We start from the raw sequence: 23,809 nt of genomic DNA, 5'->3' as shown, positions 1-23,809 counted from the left end.
TCAGAAGGAGGAGCTTCCTATGCGGATCGATTACCATACCCATCACGAGCGTTGCGGTCATGCCGTAGGCAAGCTTGAAGACTATGTTCGCCGGGGCATCGAGCTGGGCCTGGACCAGCTTGGACTTTCGGATCATCTGCCGCTGATTCATGTCGATCCGGATCAGTATTATCCCGAAATGGCAATGCCGCTTGAGGAGCTTCCACGCTATGTGGAGGAGTGCCTGAACCTGAAGGAGCGTTACCGCGGAACAATTGATATCCGGGTCGGGCTTGAGGCCGATTATATCGAAGGCTACGAGGACCAGATCCGCGAGCTGCTGTCGCCCTACCCGTGGGATTATCTGATTGGCTCGGTTCATTTTCTCGGCGAGTGGGATATTACCGATTACCGGCAGGTTCACGGCTGGGAAGGACAAGACCCCCTGGAGGTGTACCGGCGTTATTATCAAGCGATAAGCAAGGCGGCATCTTCGGGATTATACGATATAATAGGGCATATGGACGTTATCAAAAGATTCGGCTACGGTCCGGATACGCCGGAAGGCCTGGCAGAAGTGAGAGTCTTGGAAAAAAGCGCATTACAGGCGATAGCGGACGCGGAAATTGCGATGGAACTGAATGCCTCCGGCTTGTTCAAGCCGTGCGCGGAGATGTTTCCGGCTCCGCATGTGCTGGCCCAGGCGCTCGAACTCGGCATCCCGTTGACGCTGGGCTCGGACGCCCATGATCCGGCCAAGCTGGGCGAAGGGCTTGCGGATGCGCGCAAGCTGCTCTGGGACACGGGATTCCGTGAGCTCGTCGGGTTTAAAGGGCGTCGCCGCGAGACAGTTTCTTTTGAAGGCTAATCATCTATTCGAGGAGGGGCGTTATGCAGCAGCACCATTCATTACGTATTTTTTCCGGCTCGTCCAACCCGAAGCTGGCCGCTAATATTGCCGCGCGGCTTGGTGTGGAGCTGGGGAAGATCAAGCTGACCCGCTTCAAGAGCGGCGAGATTTATGTGCATTATGAAGAGAGCATCCGGAATTCCGACGTTTTTTTGGTGCAATCCCTCTCCCATCCCATCAATGAGCTGTTCGTCGAGCTGCTGGTGATGATTGACGCCGCCAAGCGGGCATCGGCACGTACGGTCAACATTATCGTGCCGTACTACGGCTATGCCCGTCAGGAGCGAAAATCCGCGCCGAGAGAGCCGATTTCCGCCAAAATGGTTGCCGACGTGCTGACGACGGCCGGCGCTACGCGCGTCCTGACCCTCGACCTGCATGCGGCGGCGATTCAGGGCTTCTTCAATATTCCGGTGGACCATCTGACCGCACTTGACCTGATCAGCGGCTATTTGAAGACCAAGAATTTGTCCGATATCGTGGTTGTCTCGCCAGACGCCGGTCGTGCATCCATGGCCGAGAAGCTGGCAAGCCGGCTCGATTCGCCGTTTGCCATTATGATCAAGAAGCGCCCAGCCCATAACCAATCGGTCATTACCCATGTCATCGGCGATGTAGAGGGACGGACGCCGGTCATCATTGAGGATCTGATCGATACGGGCACAACCATTGTCAACGTTGTGGAAGGACTCAAGGAGAGAGGCGCGAAGAACAGCATTGTCTGCGCCACGCACGGGCTGTTCTCGGGCCCGGCGATCGTCCGGCTGGAGCATCCGGGAATTGAGGAAGTGGTGGTTACCGATTCCATCGAACTGCCCACCGATTATCCGAGCCGGTTCACCGTTCTGTCGGTCGCTCCGATGCTGGCGAGAGCCGCGAGCATTATTATCGAGGGCGGTTCCATCGATAAGCTGATGGAAGACGCGGGGATTTAATATCCCCCGTCTTTTTTTGTCTTTAAAGTGAAAGTCACGGCATGAGGATGCGGTTGGCGCACGGTATTTCTCTCGTTTTTTGTCTGATCAGGCCCTCCATTCAACTTGAGACCCCCCCTCTGTTTTATGTTATACTGTGTGAAGACCAGCCTGGACGGAATTTGGAACCCGGCAAACGTGAGTTTGCAGAATTGTCCGGATTTAGGGTGCGTCCCAAGGTTTAGATGTTTTTTGTAGAGGGTTAGGGAGCTTACAAGGAGGTGCCTTGCTTCCATGATAGAAAAGACTTCAGAGCCGGACGGCCGGAAGGTGATTTCCGTCGCTCTGAACGCCAACTTTTTCTTTGAAAGAGCCGTGCGTTCGCTTGATCGCTTTCAATATGAGAAAGCTTTAAAAAATTTCCGCAAAGCGGTTGAATATGAACCGGAAAATCCGGTTAATCATTGCAATATGGCGGGTATACTGTCGGAGATGGGGAATTACGAGGCGTCCAATGCCGTGCTGGCCCATGTTCTGGACAAAGTGGACCCGTCGATGACGGAGTGCCATTTCTATATGGCTAACAACTTCGCCAATATGGAAAACTTTGAAGAAGCCGAACGCTCGCTGGTTACATATCTCGAAGAGGATATTAACGGCGAGTTTCTTGCCGAATCGGAAGAACTGATGGAGCTGCTGCATTACGAGCTGGACCGTCCCGTTTCGCTCCACCGGATCCGCAGCAGGGAAGGGGCGGTAGAGCACGACCGGGCCCGCAGCCTGCTGGAAGAAGGGAAGTTTCCCGAGGCGGTTCGCCTGCTGGAGGAGATTACCCAAGGGACGCCCGATTTCTTGGCGGCTCGCAATAATTTGGCGCTGGCCTATTTTTATATGGGCCGGTTCGGGAAGGCGAAAGAGTGCATTGCGCAGGTGCTGGAGCAGGAGCCGGGAAACCTGCATGCGCTCTGCAATATGGCCATCTTTCTGCAGTATGAAGGAGACCGGAATACGCTGGAGGGGCTGCTGCTCCGGCTTGAGGTTACCGTCCCGTTCCACCGGGAGCATGTGTTCAAGCTTGCGACCACCATGGGGATTCTGGGCCGGCACAGAATCGCATACGGCCATTTCCGCCGTCTGCTGAGAGGCGGAGACATTGGCGGGGACGCCGGCCTCTACCATTACTGCGCAGCCGCGGCCTGCAACAGCGGGCTGCGGAAGGAGGCCGAGCGCTGTTGGCTGCAGGCGTCGAAGCTCGACCCGGCGTCGGTGGTGCCCCGATTCTTCCTGAACCTGCTGCAGCAATCCGCGGCGGAGGGGCTGGATATGCCGCCCGTCAGCTATAACTACCAACTGCCTTTTCAGGAGCAGCTCAAGCAGTGGAAGGCCAACAAAGGCAGCTTTGCCGAGCAGGTGCGGGCGAATCCGCTGCTGCGGTCTTCCTTCTTCTGGGCGCTTCGCTACGGAGACGACAGCCTGAAGCAGCAGGTGACGGAGGCGCTCGGCTGGCTCGGCGACGAGGAACTGGTTCAGGCGCTCAAGGAACTGCTGAACGAGCAAGCGCAGGGCGGCAGGCTGGAGGAAGCCGGCTTGCCCCGGCTGCACAAGCTGATCGGCGGAGAGCCGGAGAAGGAGCTTCGCCCGGAAGGCAAGGAGCGGCTTCCGCGCGGCTAATAGTCATGAAGAAACGTAGCATAACATAATAAAGATAACGATCTTGGCATCCCAGCCAAAGTTATACTAATCCGTTTTGCGAGGAGGTCACTTGAGATGTACAAAGCGATTGTAATCGGAACCGGCCCGGCCGGTCTGACAGCGGCCATTTATCTGGCGCGCGCGAATTTGAGCCCGCTGGTCATTGAAGGCCTGCAGCCGGGCGGCCAGTTGACGACGACGACGGAAGTGGAGAACTTCCCCGGATTTCCGGAAGGTATTCTGGGGCCCGATCTTATGGACAATATGCGCAAGCAGGCGGAACGCTTCGGAGCCGAGTTCAAGAACGGCTGGGTGGAATCCGTCGATTTCTCGCAGCGTCCCTTCAAAGTGAACGTTGACGGGCTTGGCCAGCTTGAAGCGGAGACGGTTATTATCTCGACTGGCGCTTCGGCCAGGTATCTCGGCATACCGGGAGAGCAGGAGAATGTAGGACGCGGGGTCAGCACCTGCGCCACCTGCGACGGCTTCTTCTTCCGCGGCAAGAAGATCATTGTTGTCGGCGGCGGCGACTCCGCAATGGAGGAAGCGAGCTTCCTGACGCGGTTCGCCAGCAATGTTACCCTGGTTCACCGCCGCGACGAGCTGCGGGCGTCCAAGATTATGCAGGACCGCGCGCGGGAGAATGCGAAAGTCTCGTGGGCGCTGAACCGCACCCCGCTTGAGGTCTCAATAGACGATACCGGAGTGAAGGGGCTGCTTGTTCGCAACAATGAGACCGGAGAGGAAGAGCTGGTCGAAGCCGACGGCGTCTTCGTGGCGATCGGCCATACGCCGAACACGGCTTTCCTCGGCGGGCAGATCACGACCGACGCAAGCGGCTATATCGTCGTCCGTCCGGGCACGACGGAGACGAATATCCCCGGCGTGTTCGCCTGCGGCGACGTTCAGGATACCCGGTACCGTCAGGCCATCTCGGCAGCGGGTTCGGGATGTATGGCGGCGATGGACGCCGAGAAGTACCTTGAAGGCGCGATGGTGCACGACTGGAGCGAGACACTGGACAAATAAGCGGCCAGGGTGCTTTCATTCAGGCATAAAACAGGCTTCCCTATCACCAACGGGAAGCCTGTTTTTTTTGCCGGACACTCATCGTACCCAAAGCCTATTTATTCCCGTTCTCGCCCATGAAATGCGGCTGGAACCAGACAGTGCGGAAGTCGAGCCACCCGCAGGAATTCAGATTGATTCCCTGAATGGAGGAATGGAATCTTGTGTTGCTCTTCTTGTGCAGCAGAAACAGGACGCTGTAAGACTGGCCCAGCAGGCTCTCCAATTCATGGAGCTTCCGCCAGCGGCTGTTCCGGTCGGGGTCGGACATTACGGCCAGGGCGGAAGCTTTTACCGTCTCCAGCATACCGCCCTCCAAGGCGGAAGGGAAGAATCCTTTTTGCAGGTATAATTCCAGATCATTAAGCTCGTCGTCGCCGAGAACGACCTCATACAACTGGCAATCATCCTCCGGCGAAAAGCCGGGCTCGCAGAAGTCCTCCGCTGTCCGCACATGGACCTCCATGTGGATGCCGAAGTCCCGGCAGCGCCGCTGAATCCACTGGGCATCGGCCGTATGGCGCGTATGAGTTGTCATCCGGACCGTTTCTCCCTGGTAACCGCTTTGCTCCAGTAGCCGGTAAATATCCGCTTCCTCCGTGGCCGGATCTATTTGTTCATACAGGTCTGCGGCTGTGCCGTGCTGAGTGCGGAATCCAAGCGCCGGATAAATCCGGTTCTCGCCGAGATCCGCAATCATCTGCCTGCGGTCAATGATCAGATCCAACGCCCGGCGGAAGGCCAGGCTGTTCTGCGGTCCTTCCTTGCGGCGGTTAAAGACCAGCATGCTGCAGCCCGGCGAAATCGTCTCCACCTCGCACCATTCGGCGTCCGGGCCGGCGCTTTTTCTCATATATCCGTTGTACACATTCTGCTCCGTGCAGGAGACGCTGGACCAATCCGGTTCCTTCAGCAGACCCGAATCCTGTTCGGACAGGAACAAGATCTCGACCCGGTCGATGTGCGGACGGCCCCGGAAATGGGAAGAGAAAGCTTCCAATATACATACGCTATCATCATAACGCGCCAGCTTGAACGATCCGGTTCCCACCGGCTGCTTCATGAAGGCTGCTTCACCCGCCCCGCACAGATCCGCCGGAAGAATGGAGGACGCTTTGAGGGAAAGGACGTGCAGGAAAAGGTAATTGGGTTCTTTGAGCCGGATATGGACCGTCCTGCGGTCCAGCATGCGGATATCCTCGATCCCCGCGAATAACCAGCTCTGCTCGTATAGATCCGGGTTCAGCCGCAGCCGGTTGAAGGTGTAAATGACATCCTCCGCCGTTACCTCCCTACCGTGGTGGAAGCTTACGCCTTTTCTCAGATGGATGATCCATTCGCTGCAGTCCGGCGAGCTTTCCCAGAAGTGGGCGATGGAAGGCCGGAAGGTTTCGGTCACCGGGTCGTAATCGATCAGTGTATCGTAAATATGCCCGATAATATGCGAGTCGAAGGCAAAATAGATCGAAGCGGGATCAAGCGTCACAATGAAGCGCTGCACCGGAAACCGCAGGGTATCCAGCATCGTGTCGGTAACCAGGGTCCGTGTAAAGCCCATTCCGCCGGAGAGCCATTCCAGAAACCGGTCCTTGACCTGCGCGGACTCGCCGAAACGGTCGATCAGCTCAAGCGCCCCTTTGACGTCGCCTTTTTTTGTTTGGGCTGTCGCTTCTTCAAGCAGAATATCCTGTGCGTCGGCCAAAAAAGCGAGCATGGAGGGATTTCCCCGCCCAAGCCCCGGCTGCCAGCTGATCCATCCGAGATCCGACAGCTTGCGGAGAACCATTTTCACGTTACGCGGCGTGCAGTGCCATATGTCGGTCAGCGCTTGAATCGTGGTTGGATAGGGAGTATTCAGCTCCCGGTCCACGTAGGACGATCGCAGCTCAAAGAATTGCAGAGCGGCCAGCAAAGGCATAACCTCCTGTTCAATAGAAAAGGTGAAGCGATTAATTTGGATTATACCCTTTTTACCCCTTTTGGAAAAGATATACTAAAGGTAACATCCGGATGTAAGAATCCGGAAAGGAAAGGGGCGGGATCACCTATGATTCATCCTGTAATCGCGGAAATGCTAATGGAGAAGGACCGGCTTAAGCTTGAATCTCTGGCGGACGGACATTGGAGAAGACAGGAGGCCGAGAATAGCAGGAGCAGGCCGGTGCGGCGCGTAACAGGGGCTCTTTGGTCCCTGGCTTTTAAAAGAATGCGCAGAATGCTGTGACGCGAGCGGAAAAGGCTGGCCCAACCTGTGACCTACATCATAAAATATGCTGTTCCCCTAATGATACAATGAGAATAATTCTCAATCATATGGGCGGATCAGAGGTATGTTCCGCGTAAAGCGAGCTGACGGATAGAAGACGGACATCATTTTTGAAAAAGGGGAGAGACCGCATGAGCAAGCGACTTGGCCGGTCTGCAGCGGAAGTCATGCAGGAAAGAAGGCGCCGGGAAATGCTGAAAGAGGTTATCAGAGATCTGCATGCAGGCAAGTCGGTGGATGAGGTGAAAGAACTTTTTGAGAAAGCGGTGGCCGGTATGAATGTGTCCGAGATCGCGGGAATGGAGAATGCGCTGATTACCGAGGAAGGAGTTCCGTCGGTTGAAATCCGGCGTTTGTGCGCTGTCCACGAAGCAGCTTTTCAAGGAACGGTTCAGGAGATTCACCGTTTTTCGAAGCCGGAGGATCGGCCCGGACATCCTGTGCACACATTCAAGCGGGAAAACCGGGATGTTGACCGTCTCGTCAATTTCAAGCTGAGGCTTCATTCGAACAAGTTTCAAAAGAACGACTGCCCTGAGAACGCCCGTAAGCTGCTCGATGATCTTGCCTTGCTGTTTGATCTCGATAAGCATTACCGGCGCAAGGAGGATTTGCTGTTTCCTTATTTGGAGAAGCACGGAGCGTACGGGGCATCCTCCGTTATGTGGGGCGCAGATGACGCTATCCGCAGTCTGATCAAGGATGCCAGAGCCATGCTTATGCCTTATAGGGGCCGGAAAACAGAGGTGATCGAGGCGCTGTCCCGAATCATTCGGGAAGTAAACGAAATGATCTTTAAGGAAGAGCAGATTCTGCTGCCTACTGCGCTTGAGAAGCTTACGGAAGAGGAATGGCTTGGCATTGCCAAGGCGAGCGCCGAAATCGGCTACTGCCTGTCGGTACCGGAAGAGGAATGGGTGATGGAACACAAGGCTGCTGGAGTAAAAGGAAATGTAAATTGAAGGACGGACTGTAGTCTCCTTGAACCGGAGGCAGTGTAGGCCATCTCGCCGCAAGGCGGGTGGCTTTTTTTGTACTCATTTTTCCTTATCATACCACTTTTGGCCTTTCAGAGTCGTATCTGACCCGGGTGTGCCGCCTTTCCTTGACCGCAGGGAACGCTTCTATTATAGTGGGTATCGTGGGATTTACTATTTTAGTTTAGAGAAGGTGGCTTGTTACATGTCGGAAAATATCTACGTAGGCGTGGATTTGGGCGGAACCGCAATTAAGGTGGGCATCTGCAATGACGAAGGACATTTACTGCACACCTATGAAGGGCCTACTGGAACCCAGGACGGTGTCCATACCGTCATTGACAACATCGAAAAGTATGTGCGTCAAATTGTCGCTGATTCACCTTATGAATGGGATCAGCTTGTCGGTGTTGGAGCGGGAGTAGCCGGTTTCACGAACATTCGTGAAGGCATTATCATTCTTGCGCCTAACATAGGATTCAGAGACGTGCCGATTCGTTCCATTTTGGAAGATCGCTTGAACAAGCCCGTCAAAATAGACAATGACGCCAACGTGGCGGCGCTTGGGGAAGCCTGGAGCGGGGCCGGGCGCGGCATCGAGAACTGCGTATGCTATACGCTCGGAACCGGCGTTGGCGGCGGCATTATTATAAACGGTAAAATTTATCAAGGCTTCTCCGGGCTTGCCGGTGAGCTGGGTCATATTTCCGTCGTTCCCGATCTGGAAGCCATTCAGTGCGGCTGCGGGAAGATGGGTTGTTTGGAAACCGTTTCCTCGGCAACGGGCATCATTCGCATGGCGAACGACGCCGTAGCGCGGGGCGACCGCACGACGCTTGCATCGGTGGACAAAATTGCCGCCAAAGAAGTGTTTGATGCGGCCAAAGCCGGGGACGAAGTGGCGCTGCGCATCGTCAACCGTGCTGCCTTCTATCTTGGCAAGTCGATGGCGGCGGTTGCGGCTGTGCTGAATCCCGAGGTATTCATCATCGGCGGCGGCGTATCGAAGGCCGGAGAAATTCTGTTTGAAGAAATCCGCCGCGTGTACGCGCAGCTTGCCCCTGATCCGCTGCAAAAGGATGTAAAAATTATCCCAGCCCTCCTCGGCAACGATGCAGGCATCGTCGGCGCCGCCGGCCTTCTGCTGCGTTCTTAGGACCCGGAAATTATTCATACACTAATTCTAGGGAGGGAAGCTTAATGACCGAAGAGGAGAAGATTCCGTCGACTGCGGCCACCCTGATCATCATTACCGGAATGTCGGGAGCGGGCAAGACGATCGCCGTACAGAGCCTCGAAGATCTCGGATTTTTCTGCGTCGATAATCTTCCGCCCGTCCTGATTCCCAAATTTGCGGAGCTGATTGAACAGTCCAAGGGGAAGATCGCCAAAGTGGCGCTCGTGATTGACCTGCGGGGCCGCGAGTTTTTTACCGCCCTGTCGGAATCTCTGCATTTAATCAAGGAACAATTTACGATCGGCTGCGAGATTCTGTTTCTGGACGCCACCGATTCCGTATTGGTGCAGCGCTACAAGGAGAGCCGTCGGCGCCATCCGCTTGCTCCGAAGGGCATGCCGCTCGACGGTATCCGGCTGGAGCGCAATATGCTGCAGGAGCTCAAGGATTCGGCTACGCAGGTTATTGATACAAGCAATATGAAGCCTGCCCAGCTCAAGGAGAAGATCGTCTCCCGTTACTCCCATTTGGGGAAAAGCATGCTTTCCGTCAATATCACTTCTTTCGGCTTCAAATACGGCATTCCAATCGACGCGGATCTTGTGTTTGACGTTCGCTTTTTGCCTAATCCGCATTATGTGGACCACCTTCGGCCACACACGGGACAAGACAGCGATGTATATGAATATGTTATGAAGTGGCCCGAGACGCAGGCGTTTCTGACGAAGCTGCTCGATATGCTGCATTTTCTCATTCCCCAATACCGCAAGGAAGGCAAATCCCAGATCATCATCGGCATCGGCTGCACGGGCGGCAAGCACCGCTCTGTGGCCATTTCTGAATATTTGGGCAAGATGCTGGGGATAAGCGAGACGGAAATCATATCGGTCAGCCACCGGGATGCCGAACGCGACAGGCATTAAGGAGAGAAGGGATCTAATCGTGGCTGAACAACCTGGACAGCGTCCGCGAGTCGTCGTCATGGGCGGCGGCACCGGCCTGTCCGTTATGCTTCGCGGCTTGAAAGAGAAGCCGCTGGATATTACCGCTATCGTAACGGTTGCCGATGACGGAGGAAGCTCCGGCATTCTGCGGAGCGAGCTGCAAATGCCGCCCCCAGGCGATATCCGCAACGTATTAACCGCGATGGCCGATGTCGAGCCGCTGATGGCTGACATTATGAAGTATCGCTTCAGCAGCGGAGAAGGTCTTGCCGGACACAGTCTCGGCAATTTGATTTTGGCCGCGCTTACCGATATATCCGGCGATTTCGTCACCGCTGTCCGTGAGCTGAGCCGGGTCTTCGCCGTAAGGGGGCGGGTGCTGCCGGCCGCCGGCGAAGCGGTTGTGCTGAGCGCGGAGATGGTGGACGGCACCATAGTTAAGGGAGAGTCGAAGATTCCGGAAGCCGGGAACAAGATCAAGCGGGTCTTTCTCGAGCCGCCTGATGTCGAACCGCTGCCGGAGGCGTTGGAGGCGATCCGGTCCGCCGATGCGATTCTGCTCGGCCCTGGCAGCCTGTACACCAGCATTTTGCCGAATCTGCTTGTGCCGAAACTTGCGGAGGCCGTTGTCGCCTCATGCGCGGTGAAGATGTTCATCTGCAACGTAATGACCCAACCGGGGGAAACTGATAACTACACCGTGAGCGATCATTTACAGGCCGTGTACGATCATATCGGCATGCATCTGTTCGATTATGTCGTCGTGAACAACGGCGAAATCCCGCCCGAAGTGCAGCGGAAATATGCCGAAAAAGGGGCGAGCCCCGTAGAACTGGACCAGAATGCGATTGATGATCCGCGATATGAGCTGATTGCCGACAAGCTGGTTTTGTTCCGTACCTATTTGAGGCATGATACAGATAAACTGAGCCATCATATTTATAAGCTCATTCAGGATTGGATAACACGAAAGAGGTGAGGACCTTGTCTTTTGCGGCGCTAACCAAAAAAGAACTGACGATGGTTGAGAGCGGCTCGTGCTGCGAGAAAGCGGAAATGTCGGCGCTGATCCGGATGAACGGATCGGTGCAGCTTTCAAGCAAAAGGATCGTCCTCGACATCTCAACAGAAAATGCCGCGATTGCAAGGCGGATTTATTCCTTGCTTAAGAAATATTACCAGGTTCATACCGAGCTTCTCGTGCGTAAAAAAATGCGTTTGAAGAAAAATAACGTCTATATCGTCCGCATCCCCGCCCGTGTGCAGGAAATCCTGAACGACCTCAAAATCGTCTCGGAGGGCTTCATGTTTACGGATGGCATCGACGAAAGCATTGTCCGCAAGAACTGCTGCAAACGCGCGTATCTGCGCGGCGCCTTTATGGCGGGTGGATCGGTGAACAACCCCGAAGGTTCGTCCTACCATCTGGAGATCGCCTCCATGTATGAGGAGCACTGCAAGGCGCTGGTGAAGCTGGCCGGTGAGTTTCATCTCAACGCCCGCTGCATCGAGCGCAAGAAGGGATTCATCCTCTACATCAAGGAAGGCGAAAAGATCATCGAGTTCCTCAGCCTGATCGGCGCCCACCAGGCGTTGTTCAAATTCGAGGATGTGCGCATTATGCGCGACATGCGTAACTCTGTCAACCGGATTGTGAACTGTGAGACCGCGAATCTCAACAAGACGATCAGCGCGGCAGTGCGCCAGATTGAGAACATCAAGTTTCTGGAGAAGGAAATTGGGCTTGAGAATTTGCCAGACAAGCTTCGCGAAGTGGCTGAGGTCCGTCTGTCCCATCCCGATATCAATCTGAAGGAAGTCGGCGAGATGCTGAAAGGCAACGTCAGCAAATCCGGCGTCAACCATCGGCTTCGGAAGATCGACGAGCTGGCTGAGAAGCTTCGGAGCGAATGATTATTTTCTTCTAGTGTCGTTTAGGTTATAATGATATAATATGATAAAATTTACTGTGAAATTTTTGGGCACATCTTAATTAGGGGGTAAGCGTTTCATGACAAAGCACCCGGTAGTCGTCCGGTTGAAGACGGGGCTCCATGCTCGGCCGGCAGCGTTGTTCGTGCAGGAAGCCAACAAGTTCTCATCTGAGATTTTCGTCGAAAAAGACGATAAAAAAGTTAACGCCAAAAGCATCATGGGGATTATGAGCCTTGCGATCAGCTCCGGCACGGAGATTTATATCAGCGCTGAAGGCGCGGATGCCGATCAGGCCGTAACCGCGTTGACGAGCCTTGTCAGCAAGGAAGAGCTGGAGAATCAGTAACAGTATTCGCAGCACAGCCCTATTTATGGTATGACCAAAAAGCCCGTTGAGGGCTTTTTTTATTTTTGTCCCCATGCAACATTTGCCAGGCCTTCTCGTCTAGTAGGTACAACCGCTAGTCGCGCAAATCATGAAGGAGGATGGCAAAAATGAAGAAATGGATCAAGTCGGTCCTGTCCGTGTTTGTTGCAGGAAGCTTAATGGCGGGGGGCGTGGCGCTAAGCGGCGCATTCGATCAGCCGGAGAAGGCTTTTGCCGAAGAGGTGCAGAAAAATATCGTCAGTGTCGTTGGCAAAGGGGAACTGTCGATGAAGCCGGATATCGTCTATCTGTCGATCGGAGTCGATACTTCGGCGTCAACCGCCCAGGAGGCCCAGAAGACCAATGGAGCGAAAATTCAAAAATTGACGGCGCTGTTCAAGAATACGTGGGGCATTAACGGCAAGGATATCCAGACGAGCGAATTCTTTGTACAGCCGAACTATACGTATAACGACAAGGAAGGCCAGCAGGTGAAGGGGTACAATGCGCATCATGTTTTGCAGGTCGCATACCGTGATCTGAACAAGGTGGGCTCGCTGCTCGATGCGGCTTCCGAGGCGGGCGCCAACAATATCGGCAATGCCCGTTTTGCGGTTGAGGACACTTCGGCGTTCGAGGCGCAGGTCATTGAGAAGGCGATGGCCAACGCCGACGTGAAAGCGGCAGCGATTGCTAAAGCCGCCAAGAGAACGCTCGGACAGGTCCTGACCGTCAGCCAGAACGACGGGGGCGCGGGCCCGATATTATATGAACAGAACGCCAAAATGATGTACGGCGCCGCCGATAGCGCCGCCAGCACCGCGGTCCAACCGGGAGAGGTGAAGATTACCACGCAGCTTAACGTGATCTATCAGCTTAACTAGCAGGCCGGACAACTAACGAGATGATAAGAGGCTTTTATCGCAGAATTGGACGCGAAAAAGCCTCTTTGCTGTCACTTTACAGGCGATATAATGGATAACATAGGCAGCGAAATGACATCAATGTAGCTTAAAAAGGAGAATGGTACCATGAACAAAACGAACAAGCTTGCACGCACATGGGGAGCCGGAATGTTGGCGGCAGCGCTGCTGCTGGGCGGGACGGTTGTTTCTGCCGGAACGGGTGAAGCCGCGCCGGTCAAGGCTAAGGTTAAGGCCGGTTATTCTCTGGTTGCCTTGAAGTACAATGGAACCCTTACGATGCAGCAGGGCATTTTTAGAGAAGGAAAGCTATGGATTCCGGTGACTTTTTTGAAAAATACTCTGGGCATGCCGATCACCTATAACAAGGCGGAGAACAGCTATACCGCCGGGCAGGGAATCCGTCAGACCAAGCTTACGGTTACCGTATATGGAATTTCTATTGCGGTTAATGGCTATTTTATCAACGAGTATGAGGGCCGCAGCTTCAATAACCGCCTTTACGTTCCTTTTGGCCTGCTCAGTGATTATCTCGGCTACCGTGGTGACTTTAGCGCTTCTTCCGGCAGATTGAATATAATGAACCGGCCGCTGAACAAGGTGACGGTAACGACGGAGACGTATGCCAAGGAGATCGGGGACTCGGCCATCAGGCTGGATTATCCGCAGATTGCGGGCCTTCCGGAAGCCTCCGCGCAGAAGAGCATTAACGATACGCTAAGACAAGCCGCAATGAGCTTTGCCGAAGACGCCGACAGGGCGATTGCCGAGAAAAGCGAGCAGGACCGTCCGTATGAATTCGACTCGAATTACGTTGTGACCTATAACCAGAACGGTGTGCTGAGCCTGGTCATGGACCAGTACACCTACACCGGAGGCGCTCACGGCATGACGCTGCGCCAAGCCTTTACGTTTTCGCTGAAGGATGGCAAGCGCCTGCTGCTCAAAGACTTGTTCGGAGCCAATCCGAATTACAAAAAGCTGCTGAACGAGAAGGTCGGCAAGCTGTTAAGGGCGGATGAAGGCTATTTTGGCGGTTTCACCGGCCTGAATACGGAGAAATATTTTTACCTTAAAGACGGCCGTGTGGTGCTCTTCTTTCAATTATATGAATATACCCCGTATGCTGCAGGCTTTCCGGAGTTTACCTTTACCTTTAATGAGCTGCTGCCAGACGGAAGCAATCCGTTCACCCGTTCAAAATAGTTGACTGGACTGGATATTCTCCCGTTGCGAGAACGGCTTGCCGTTCATATGCTGAATGGTGACCGAGCCATAAGCGGGGAGGGGAGAATGTAATGGTTTACCACTATGCGGCGATTGGCGATTCGCTGACCACCGGCTTTGGAGCAATGCCCGGAAATGGCTTTGTTCCCGTCTACAGGCGGATGTCGGAAATATCGCTCCGTACTTTTGTCGCTTATACGAACCTGGGAATCAACGGCTTGACTACAGCCGAGCTGAAGAAGCTAGTAAAATACAACCCGCTGTTTCGCCAATCGCTGCGCGAGGCGGATATCATTACGATTTCGATCGGCGGCAACGACCTGATCCAAGTTGCGAAGGCGGGGGGGCAGTCCCACTTGCCGTCTTCGGTCTATCAAAAAGCCCTGAAAGAATCCGGGCGCCATTTTGCCGGTATCATGGGGCAGATTCACCAAGTGAAGGCAGGCGCCGGCAAGCCCTATATTATACGAATTGTCGGATTGTACAATCCGTATCCTACGCTGGAAGAGGCTTCGGGCTGGGTCCGGCAGTTCAACCGCCAACTGGCGCAGTATTGCAGCAAGGAATGCGGTTTTGCCGATATTTACGAAACATTTGCCGGACACGAGCGGGAATTGCTCTCGATCGACCATCTTCACCCGAACGGAAAAGGCTACCGCGTGATTGCCGAGCGGCTGCACTCGATGGGGTATGGAAATCTGCACTCCAATTAACAAAACAAAACACCCTTTGCCCACAATTGTGAACAAAGGGTGTTTTCATTTTTATGGAAGGTTAGGCGCCGACGGAGGTTGTATTCTCGATGACTTTGTCGACAAGGCCGTATTCGGCTGCGTCCGCTGCACTCATGAAGTAGTCGCGGTCCGTGTCCTTTTCGATGCGCTCTAGCGGTTGGCCAGTGCGTTCCGCCAGAATCTTGTTCAGCTTGTCGCGCATTTTCAGGATGCGACGGGCGCGGATCTCGATGTCCGTAGCTTGTCCTTGGGCTCCGCCCAGCGGCTGGTGAATCATAATTTCGCTGTTCGGCAGCGCATAGCGTTTGCCTTTGGCTCCGGCGTTGAGCAGGAAGGCGCCCATGGAAGCGGCGAGACCGACGCAGATCGTGGAGACGTCAGGCTTGATGTACTGCATCGTATCGAAAATCGCCATGCCGGCGGTGATGGAACCGCCCGGACTGTTAATGTACAAGGAAATATCTTTCTCCGGGTCCTCGGCGGCCAGGAAGAGCATTTGTGCGATGATGGAATTGGCTACCACGTCATTGACCTCGGTTCCAAGGAAAATGATGCGGTCCTTCAGCAGGCGGGAATAGATGTCATACGCCCGCTCGCCGCGGTTGCTTTGTTCTACGACCATAGGAATGTAACTCACGTGGAAAACCTCCTTAGAATTAGATCTTCAAAATGGATGTTTCTTCATTAACTCTTACCGTATTACCCACATGATAAACAAATTCAAACAAAAAGTCAAAGAAAGTCAAACTGTCCTCACAAAAAAAGCGCCATCTCATGGCGCTGGGTTAAATACACAAGGTTTGGTTAATCAAATAATGTGGCGCGCCCGCCAAGAATCGAACTTGGATCTCAGGCTTCGGAGGCCTACGTCATATCCATTGGACCACGGGCGCAACAGAAATTATTATAATATAAAATTCGAAGCATTGCAACTCCCAATTATTGATACAGATCTCTGGCAGCGATCTTTCGTCAACGCAATGCCAATGTCGATGCGGATGTCGATGCATAAGAAGAAAAGAGGTTGTGAATTCTAGTTTCGGAGCCCTTGCGTTCAGGGCAATATTTGGGTAGAATATTGGTGGGACTTAAAAAGTTAACCCGGGACGTTTTAAGACCATAGAGAAGGGGAAGACGAGAAAGACGAAGTTGCAGGAGTGAAAGCATGCGTAATTTATTGGAAATCCAAAAGCAGCTTCTGCCTGATCTCATGGAAACCCTCAAAAGACGGTATACGATTCTTCATCAGATCCTGTTGTCGGATATTATCGGCCGCAGAACGCTTGCCGCTTCGCTTGATATGACCGAGCGGGTGCTTCGTGCGGAAACGGACCTTCTGAAGTCGCAGGGGCTCATTGAGATCGAGAGTGTTGGCATGCGCATCAGCGATGCCGGACGGAAACTGCTTGATTTGCTCGAGCCTGTGGCCAAAAGCCTCTTTGGCCTTGATGATCTGGAAGAGAAAATTCGTTCAAGCTACGGTTTGAAGAAGGTTATCGTGGTGCCGGGAGATTGTGAGGCTTCACCTTTTACCAAGAGAGAGCTGGGAAGAGCCGGGGCCAGAGCGCTGCTGAGCGTGCTGAATACCGACGATACGGTTGCCGTTACCGGCGGTTCGACATTGTACGAATTGGCGGAGCAGATGACCTCTCCAATGTCCTTGTCTTACAAAGAAGTCTTGATTGTACCGGCAAGAGGCGGGCTTGGAGAGAGTGTGGAATTTCAGGCCAATACCATCGCTTCAACGATGGCCAAGCGGATCGGAGCGCATTACCGGCTGCTGCATGTGCCGGACTTGCTAAGCGAGGATGCCTATCAATCGCTGGCGCATGAACCGAATATTTCAGAAATTGTACAGATTATCCGCCGTTCGAGAATTATCGTGCATGGAATCGGAGATGCTGTGGAAATGACTCGCCGCAGAAACCTGGACGAGGAAACCGTTAGTAAGATCAAGGATGCGGGCGCCGTTGCCGAATCCTTCGGTCACTACTTTAACGAACAGGGCAAGGTCGTTCATTCCATGCTGACCATGGGACTTCGTCTTGAGGATATTCTTCGGACGGAAGTCGTTATCGGCATAGCCGGAGGAAAGCGCAAGGCTAAAGCCATCCACGCCGTGCTAAGGTTCGGCCAAGAGGACATACTCGTCATAGATGAAGCCGCAGCGGCTGAAATCGTCAGGGAGATCGACGAATATAGCGCTGCCTCCGAGCAGATTCGGCATTAGACGAGCATTGGCATTTTTTATGCTTTATACTTAACTTGTTGTCTTGATAAGCCTTAGGCTTGTCTTGAATAAATAAAAACGAATTTTAGGAGGAACTATTCAATGACTGTAAAAGTAGGTATTAACGGATTTGGACGTATTGGCCGCCTCGCATTCCGCCGTATTCAAGACGTGGAAGGAATCGAAGTTGTAGCGATCAATGACCTGACCGATGCCAAGATGCTGGCGCACTTGTTGAAATATGATACAACTCAAGGCAAATTCCAAGGCGAAGTTGAAGTTCATGACGGATTCTTCAAAGTGAATGGCCAAGATGTTAAGGTTCTGGCTAACCGCAACCCTGAAGAACTGCCTTGGGGCGACCTGGGCGTAGATATCGTTCTGGAGTGCACAGGCTTCTTCACTTCCAAAGAAAAAGCTGAGCTTCACCTGAAAGGCGGAGCGAAAAAAGTTGTTATCTCCGCACCTGCTACAGGCGACATGAAAACTGTTGTATACAACGTTAACCATGACGTTCTCGACGGTTCCGAAACTGTTATTTCCGGCGCATCCTGCACAACGAACTGCCTGGCTCCTATGGCCAAAGTTCTGAACGACAAGTTCGGTGTGGTTGAAGGCCTGATGACTACAATCCACGCCTACACTGGCGACCAAAACACACTGGACGCTCCGCATGCCAAAGGCGACTTCAGACGTGCCCGCGCTGCTGCCGAGAACATTATCCCTAACACGACTGGCGCTGCAAAAGCAATCGGCCTGGTTATTCCTGAGCTGAAAGGCAAACTCGACGGTGCCGCTCAACGCGTACCGGTACCTACAGGTTCCCTGACAGAGCTGGTTACTGTTCTGGAGAAGAACGTAACGGTAGACGAAATTAATGCGGCAATGAAAGAAGCTTCCGATCCGGAAACTTACGGCTACACGGAAGACGAAATCGTATCCTCCGACATCAAAGGCCTGACTTTCGGTTCCCTGTTCGATGCTACGCAAACTAAAGTTCTGTCCGTTGGCGACAAGCAGCTCGTTAAGACTGTAGCTTGGTACGACAACGAAATGTCCTACACTGCCCAGCTCGTTCGTACGCTGGAACACTTCGCAAAACTGACTAAATAATTTAAAGATTTTAAATAGCATCATCCATAGAGCGGAAACAGCAGTTCATTGTTTCCGCTCTTTTCCGAAATACAAGACAATCGCAGCACATTTCGCCTAATCGTATGTTATAGTTCTTTCGGAAAAACGGATGCCATCCTTTAGAAGGTCGCAGCCGTTTCTTCTTGATGCAAACTCTATGCGGTGCCCCTGTAATTCCAAGAGTGGAACAATTTCGGGTGTGGAGGTTAAAAGTCATGAGCAAAAAAAGTGTCCGTGATGTAGAAGTAACAGGTAAACGCGTATTCGTGCGCGTGGATTTCAACGTGCCGCTGGAAGATGGCAAAATCACCGACGACACGCGTATCCGCGAGACGCTGCCGACGATCAAATATTTGATCGAGAACGGAGCCAAAATCATTCTGGCGAGCCATATGGGCCGTCCTAAAGGCCAATTCGTCGATTCCATGCGTCTGACTCCGGCTGCGGAGCGTCTGTCCGAGCTTCTGGGCAAACCGGTTGCCAAAGCTGACGAAGCGGTTGGCGATGCGGTAAAAGTGAAAGTTGCCGAACTGAAAGACGGCGACGTTCTGGTACTTGAAAATGTCCGTTTCTATCCGGGCGAAGAGAAGAACGACCCGGAGCTTGCTAAGCAGTTCTCCGAGCTTGCCGATCTGTTTGTCAACGACGCATTCGGCGCGGCGCACCGCGCGCATGCTTCGACCGAAGGCATCGCCCACTATCTGCCAGCTGTGTCCGGACTTCTGATGGAGAAAGAATTGTCCGTACTCGGCAAAGCCCTGTCCAATCCGGAACGTCCTTTCACCGCAATCATCGGCGGTTCGAAAGTTAAAGACAAGATTGACGTTATCGACAACCTGCTGACGCTGGCCGACAACGTGCTGATCGGTGGAGGTCTGTCTTATACGTTCTCCAAAGCTCAAGGCTATGAAGTCGGAAAATCCCTGCTTGACGAGGAAAAAATCGACACCGCTCTTGGCTTTATCGAAAAAGCTAAGAAGCTCGGCAAGAACTTCCTGCTGCCGGTTGACGTTGTAGTGGCCGACAAATTCGGAGCCGATGCGAACACGAAGACCGTCGACATTAACGAAATCCCTGCTGACTGGATGGGCCTGGATATTGGTCCGAAGACCGCCGCACTGTATGCGGACGTCATCAAGAACTCCAAGCTGGTCGTTTGGAACGGACCGATGGGCGTATTTGAAATCGATATTTTCGCAGAAGGTACGAAAGCAGTTGCTGAAGCCTGCGCGAAAACCGAAGGCTACACCGTTATCGGCGGCGGCGACTCCGCAGCTGCGGCTGAGAAGTTCAAGCTGGCCGATCAAATGGACCATATCTCCACCGGCGGCGGCGCATCGCTTGAATTTATGGAAGGCAAGGCTCTTCCTGGTGTAGTGGCGCTGAACGACAAGTAAGAGTTATAAAGGGAGGCAAGCTTTGCTATGAGTAGAACACCAATCATTGCCGGCAACTGGAAGATGTTCAAGACAGTTCCGGAAGCTGAAAGCTTTTTCGCCGAGGTTAAAGGCGCGGCGGAAGTTGAAGGCGTAGAGACGGTAATCTGCGCTCCATTCACCAATCTGCCGGCTCTGACGAAAGCGGCTCAAGGTACGAGCATCAAAATCGGCGCCCAAAACCTTCATTTCGAGGACAACGGCGCTTACACAGGCGAAATCAGCGGTGTGATGCTGAAGGATCTTGGCGTGGACTATGTTATTCTCGGTCACTCCGAGCGCCGCGCTTACTTCGGTGAAACCGATGAAATCGTGAACAAGAAAATGCATGCGGCATTCCGCCACGGCATTACTCCAATCGTATGCGTAGGCGAGAAGCTCGAAGAGCGTGAAGCCGACCAAACGAAGGAAGTTTGCAAAGTGCAAACTGAAGGCGCGTTCCAAGGACTGAGCGCGGAGCAGGCAGCTCAAACCGTTATCGCTTATGAGCCAATCTGGGCGATCGGTACCGGCAAATCCTCCACTTCGGCGGATGCCAACGAGGTTATTGCCTATATTCGCAGCCTGATCAAGGATCTGTATGATGAAGCGACTGCCGAAGCGATCCGCATCCAGTACGGCGGCAGCGTGAAGCCGGAGAACGTTACTGAATATATGGGCCAAAGCGACATCGACGGCGCTCTTGTCGGCGGCGCAAGCCTGCAGCCAGCTTCCTTCATCCAATTGGTTGAGGGGGCGAAGTAATGTCAGCTCCAAAACCTGTAGCGCTGATTATCATGGACGGGTTCGGTCTGCGTAATACTGTAGAAGGCAATGCCGTAGCACAGGCGAACAAACCTAACTACGACCGTTACCTGAAGCAGTATCCTAATACGACCCTTACCGCCTCCGGCGAAGCCGTAGGACTTCCGGAAGGCCAAATGGGCAACTCGGAAGTGGGACATCTTAACATCGGCGCAGGCCGAATTGTTTATCAAGATTTGACCCGTATTGATAAATCCATTCGCGAAGGAGAGTTCTTCGAGAATGAAACGCTGGTGGCAGCGGTAAGACACGCCAAATCGACCGGTAAGAAGCTTCACCTGTATGCGCTGGTATCCGACGGAGGGGTACACAGCCATATCAATCACCTGTTCGCTATGCTGGAGCTGGCCAAAAAGGAAGAGTTGAACGATGTATTCATTCACGCCTTCATGGACGGCCGCGACGTACCTCCAAGCAGCGGTCAGCAATTCATTGAAGCTCTTATTGCTAAAATCGAAGAGGTTGGCGTAGGCAAAATCGCCACAGTATCCGGACGTTACTTCGCGATGGACCGCGACAAACGCTGGGACCGTGTGGAAAAGACCTACCGAGCCATGGTGTATGGCGAAGGGCCGAAATTTTCGGACGCATTGCAGGCGATCACAGCCTCGTACCAGAATTCCGTGTATGATGAATTTGTTGAGCCTTGCGTAATCGTGGACAGCGAAGGCAAGCCGTTAACGACTGTTGAAAGCGGCGATTCTGTTGTGTTCCTGAACTTCCGCCCGGACCGTGCTATCCAGCTGTCTCAGGTATTCACGAACGCTGATTTCCGCGGCTTTGACCGCGGCCCGCTGTTCCCGGAAAACCTTCATTTTGTCTGCTTGACCACGTTCAGCGAAACGGTTCAGGGCTATGTTGCCTACAAACCGAAGAATCTGGACAACACGCTGGGCGAAGTGCTCGTTCAGCAAAACAAGAAGCAGCTGCGTATTGCGGAGACCGAGAAATATCCGCACGTAACCTTCTTCTTCAGCGGCGGACGTGACGTAGAGCTTCCGGGTGAGACTCGTATTCTGATCAGCTCCCCGAAAGTAGCGACTTATGATCTGCAACCGGAGATGAGCGCTTACGAAGTGGCTGCGGCTTGTGTGGCTGAGATCGAAGCGGACAAACACGATGCTATCATTCTGAACTTCGCCAATCCCGACATGGTCGGCCATTCCGGCTTGCTGGAACCGACGATCAAGGCGGTCGAAGTGACGGACGAATGTGTAGGCAAAGTGGTAGAAGCCGTTCGTGCCAAAGGCGGCGTAACAATTATTATTGCCGACCACGGCAACGCCGATATGGTATTCGATGAAGAGGGCCGTCCGTTTACGGCACATACGACCAACCCGGTTCCGTTTATTGTAACGGATGAGAATGTGGTGCTTCGCGAACACGGCATTCTCGCGGATGTGGCGCCAACGATTCTGGATCTGATGGGCCTTCCGCAGCCTGCGGAAATGACCGGTCAATCCATGATTGCCAGCCGCAAGTAATACGGGCAAGCTTTTACGATGTACCGCAAGGCTTATTAAGACTAAATCTTTGTTGAAAAGGAGATTGAATTGAAATGACTATTATTTCCGACGTTTACGCACGCGAGGTACTTGACTCCCGCGGTAATCCTACTGTAGAGGTTGACGTTTACCTGGAATCCGGCGCGAAAGGCCGCGCTATCGTTCCTTCCGGCGCATCCACAGGCGCTCACGAAGCCGTTGAGCTTCGCGACGACGACAAATCCCGCTACCTGGGCAAAGGCGTTCTGAACGCAGTTAAGAACGTTAACGAAATCATCGCTCCTGAAGTGATCGGCATGGACGCTCTGGACCAACTGGGCATCGACAAAGCCATGATCGCTCTGGACGGAACGCACAACAAAGGCAAACTGGGCGCCAACGCTATCCTGGCTGTTTCCATGGCCGTAGCCCGCGCTGCAGCCGCAGCTTTGGACGTGCCTCTGTACACTTACCTTGGCGGATTTAACGCTAAGCAGCTTCCGGTTCCGATGATGAACATCGTGAACGGCGGTGCTCATGCCGACAACAACGTTGACGTGCAAGAGTTCATGGTTCTGCCGGTAGGCGCTCCTTCCTTCAAGGAAGCTCTGCGTACAGGCGCTGAAATCTTCCACAACCTGAAATCCGTACTGAAAGGCAAAGGCCTCAACACTGCGGTTGGCGACGAAGGCGGCTTTGCTCCTAACTTCACCTCCAACGAAGACGCATTGTCCTCCATCATGGAAGCCATTGAAAAAGCCGGCTACAAACCGGGCGTTGACGTATTCCTGGGCATGGACGTTGCTTCCACCGAATTCTTCAAAGATGGCAAATACCACCTGGAAGGCGAAGGCAAATCCTTCACTCCTGCTGAATTCGTAGACCTGCTCTCTTCCTGGGTTGACAAATACCCGATCATTACAATCGAAGACGGCTGCTCCGAAGACGACTGGGAAGGTTGGAAGCTGCTCACCGAGAAACTGGGCAACAAAATCCAACTGGTTGGCGACGACCTGTTCGTAACCAACACCGAGCGTCTGGGCAAAGGTATCGAAGAAGGCATCGGCAACTCCATCCTGATCAAAGTTAACCAAATCGGTACGCTGACTGAAACATTCGACGCAATCGAAATGGCAAAACGCGCAGGCTACACTGCTGTTGTATCCCACCGTTCCGGTGAGTCCGAAGACAGCACAATCGCCGACATCGCCGTAGCTACCAACGCTGGCCAAATCAAGACGGGTGCACCTTCCCGTACAGACCGTATCGCCAAGTACAACCAATTGCTTCGCATCGAAGACGAACTGGGCGAACTGGCTCAATACAACGGCCTGAAATCCTTCTACAACCTGAAAAGATAATAAGGTTCTCCGAACCTTTGATTCGGTTTAGAATCCAAGAGACTGCTTCCCGGTCATTTCATGATCGGGGGCAGTCTTTTTTTATAAAAATAGTCTGCAGCGTGTACTGCCATTCAGAAATTGGAAGAGACCGGGCAAGTCCGTTTGTTTTGCCATCAATTAAGTTGTCTTGCTTTGGGCTGTATGGTACAATAAAAGTGCTGTTTATGAAACGTGAGTAGTGAATATCCATAGATAGTGATGCTTA

21 protein-coding genes and 1 tRNA gene are annotated in these 23,809 nt (G+C 53.3%); 19 read left to right on the top strand and 3 right to left on the bottom strand.

Annotated features, from left to right (window positions below):
- Window positions 1-19 precede the first annotated feature (19 nt).
- From hisJ to trxB, 4 genes are all read left to right on the top strand, one after another.
- A complete protein-coding gene (gene hisJ, locus G5B47_RS23400; protein WP_165103636.1) occupies window positions 20-847 on the top strand; it encodes a histidinol-phosphatase HisJ in 828 nt (275 codons plus the stop codon).
- 23 nt (window positions 848-870) lie between these two features.
- The gene (locus G5B47_RS23395; protein ID WP_165103633.1) at window positions 871-1,824 is read left to right on the top strand and encodes a ribose-phosphate diphosphokinase; all 954 of its coding nucleotides are present in this window, start codon (window positions 871-873) and stop codon (window positions 1,822-1,824) included.
- Between the two features lie 273 nt (window positions 1,825-2,097).
- Window positions 2,098-3,474, top strand: a complete 1,377-nt coding sequence (locus tag G5B47_RS23390; RefSeq protein WP_165103630.1) for a tetratricopeptide repeat protein — start codon at window positions 2,098-2,100, stop codon at window positions 3,472-3,474.
- A gap of 96 nt (window positions 3,475-3,570) precedes the next feature.
- A complete protein-coding gene (gene trxB, locus G5B47_RS23385) occupies window positions 3,571-4,524 on the top strand; it encodes a thioredoxin-disulfide reductase (RefSeq protein WP_025332694.1) in 954 nt (317 codons plus the stop codon).
- A 94-nt stretch (window positions 4,525-4,618) separates the two neighbouring features.
- Here the strand turns inward: trxB and G5B47_RS23380 are convergent, their stop codons facing one another.
- A complete protein-coding gene (locus G5B47_RS23380; RefSeq protein ID WP_165103627.1) occupies window positions 4,619-6,475 on the bottom strand; it encodes an ABC transporter substrate-binding protein in 1,857 nt (618 codons plus the stop codon).
- Between the two features lie 485 nt (window positions 6,476-6,960).
- On the opposite strand from G5B47_RS23380, the gene G5B47_RS23375 reads away from it, so the two are divergent.
- The 9 genes from G5B47_RS23375 (at window position 6,961) to G5B47_RS23335 (ending at window position 15,092) form a co-directional block, all read left to right on the top strand.
- Window positions 6,961-7,791 (top strand): DUF438 domain-containing protein, encoded by an 831-nt coding sequence (locus G5B47_RS23375; protein WP_165103624.1) that lies wholly within the window; start codon window positions 6,961-6,963, stop codon window positions 7,789-7,791.
- A gap of 220 nt (window positions 7,792-8,011) precedes the next feature.
- Complete coding sequence (locus tag G5B47_RS23370) at window positions 8,012-8,962, top strand: ROK family glucokinase (protein WP_165103622.1); 951 nt, start codon at window positions 8,012-8,014, stop codon at window positions 8,960-8,962.
- Between the two features lie 44 nt (window positions 8,963-9,006).
- Window positions 9,007-9,906 carry an RNase adapter RapZ gene (gene rapZ / locus G5B47_RS23365; protein WP_165103620.1) on the top strand — a complete coding sequence of 300 codons (900 nt, stop codon included), beginning with the start codon at window positions 9,007-9,009 and terminating at the stop codon, window positions 9,904-9,906.
- Between the two features lie 58 nt (window positions 9,907-9,964).
- Window positions 9,965-10,906, top strand: coding sequence for a gluconeogenesis factor YvcK family protein (locus G5B47_RS23360; RefSeq protein WP_235950216.1), 942 nt, complete (start codon window positions 9,965-9,967; stop codon window positions 10,904-10,906).
- A 5-nt stretch (window positions 10,907-10,911) separates the two neighbouring features.
- Window positions 10,912-11,841: a DNA-binding protein WhiA gene (gene whiA, locus G5B47_RS23355; protein WP_165103614.1), complete on the top strand. Its 930-nt coding sequence runs from the start codon at window positions 10,912-10,914 to the stop codon at window positions 11,839-11,841.
- Window positions 11,842-11,938: 97 nt separating this feature from the next.
- Window positions 11,939-12,208 carry an HPr family phosphocarrier protein gene (locus G5B47_RS23350; protein ID WP_025332700.1) on the top strand — a complete coding sequence of 90 codons (270 nt, stop codon included), beginning with the start codon at window positions 11,939-11,941 and terminating at the stop codon, window positions 12,206-12,208.
- Window positions 12,209-12,357: 149 nt separating this feature from the next.
- Window positions 12,358-13,113, top strand: coding sequence for an SIMPL domain-containing protein (locus G5B47_RS23345; protein ID WP_165103611.1), 756 nt, complete (start codon window positions 12,358-12,360; stop codon window positions 13,111-13,113).
- A 147-nt stretch (window positions 13,114-13,260) separates the two neighbouring features.
- The gene (locus tag G5B47_RS23340) at window positions 13,261-14,358 is read left to right on the top strand and encodes a DUF3298 and DUF4163 domain-containing protein (RefSeq protein WP_165103609.1); all 1,098 of its coding nucleotides are present in this window, start codon (window positions 13,261-13,263) and stop codon (window positions 14,356-14,358) included.
- Window positions 14,359-14,450: 92 nt separating this feature from the next.
- Window positions 14,451-15,092, top strand: a complete 642-nt coding sequence (locus G5B47_RS23335; protein ID WP_165103606.1) for a GDSL-type esterase/lipase family protein — start codon at window positions 14,451-14,453, stop codon at window positions 15,090-15,092.
- A gap of 61 nt (window positions 15,093-15,153) precedes the next feature.
- Here the strand turns inward: G5B47_RS23335 and clpP are convergent, their stop codons facing one another.
- Complete coding sequence (gene clpP, locus G5B47_RS23330; RefSeq protein ID WP_025332704.1) at window positions 15,154-15,750, bottom strand: ATP-dependent Clp endopeptidase proteolytic subunit ClpP; 597 nt, start codon at window positions 15,748-15,750, stop codon at window positions 15,154-15,156.
- A gap of 181 nt (window positions 15,751-15,931) precedes the next feature.
- A tRNA-Arg gene (locus tag G5B47_RS23325) sits at window positions 15,932-16,006 on the bottom strand.
- A 272-nt stretch (window positions 16,007-16,278) separates the two neighbouring features.
- Here G5B47_RS23325 and G5B47_RS23320 point away from each other — a divergent pair.
- The 6 genes from G5B47_RS23320 (at window position 16,279) to eno (ending at window position 23,562) form a co-directional block, all read left to right on the top strand.
- On the top strand, window positions 16,279-17,343 hold the full coding sequence (locus G5B47_RS23320) for a sugar-binding transcriptional regulator (RefSeq protein WP_165103604.1): 1,065 nt from the start codon (window positions 16,279-16,281) through the stop codon (window positions 17,341-17,343).
- A gap of 102 nt (window positions 17,344-17,445) precedes the next feature.
- Entirely contained in the window at window positions 17,446-18,456 is a 1,011-nt protein-coding gene (gene gap, locus G5B47_RS23315) for a type I glyceraldehyde-3-phosphate dehydrogenase (RefSeq protein WP_165103601.1), read from the top strand.
- A 236-nt stretch (window positions 18,457-18,692) separates the two neighbouring features.
- Window positions 18,693-19,874 (top strand): phosphoglycerate kinase, encoded by a 1,182-nt coding sequence (locus tag G5B47_RS23310; RefSeq protein ID WP_165103598.1) that lies wholly within the window; start codon window positions 18,693-18,695, stop codon window positions 19,872-19,874.
- Window positions 19,875-19,901: 27 nt separating this feature from the next.
- Complete coding sequence (gene tpiA, locus G5B47_RS23305) at window positions 19,902-20,657, top strand: triose-phosphate isomerase (RefSeq protein WP_165103595.1); 756 nt, start codon at window positions 19,902-19,904, stop codon at window positions 20,655-20,657.
- Window positions 20,657-22,201, top strand: coding sequence for a 2,3-bisphosphoglycerate-independent phosphoglycerate mutase (gene gpmI / locus G5B47_RS23300; protein ID WP_165103592.1), 1,545 nt, complete (start codon window positions 20,657-20,659; stop codon window positions 22,199-22,201). The genes tpiA and gpmI overlap by 1 nt, the downstream gene beginning before the upstream one ends.
- Window positions 22,202-22,275: 74 nt before the next feature.
- Entirely contained in the window at window positions 22,276-23,562 is a 1,287-nt protein-coding gene (gene eno / locus G5B47_RS23295; protein ID WP_025332710.1) for a phosphopyruvate hydratase, read from the top strand.
- Window positions 23,563-23,809 lie beyond the last annotated feature (247 nt).

The sequence above is a fragment of the Paenibacillus apii genome, assembly GCF_011043685.1.
GTDB classification, from domain to species: domain Bacteria; phylum Bacillota; class Bacilli; order Paenibacillales; family Paenibacillaceae; genus Paenibacillus_AQ; species Paenibacillus_AQ sabinae.
This window is presented reverse-complemented; position numbering and strand designations above follow the sequence as displayed.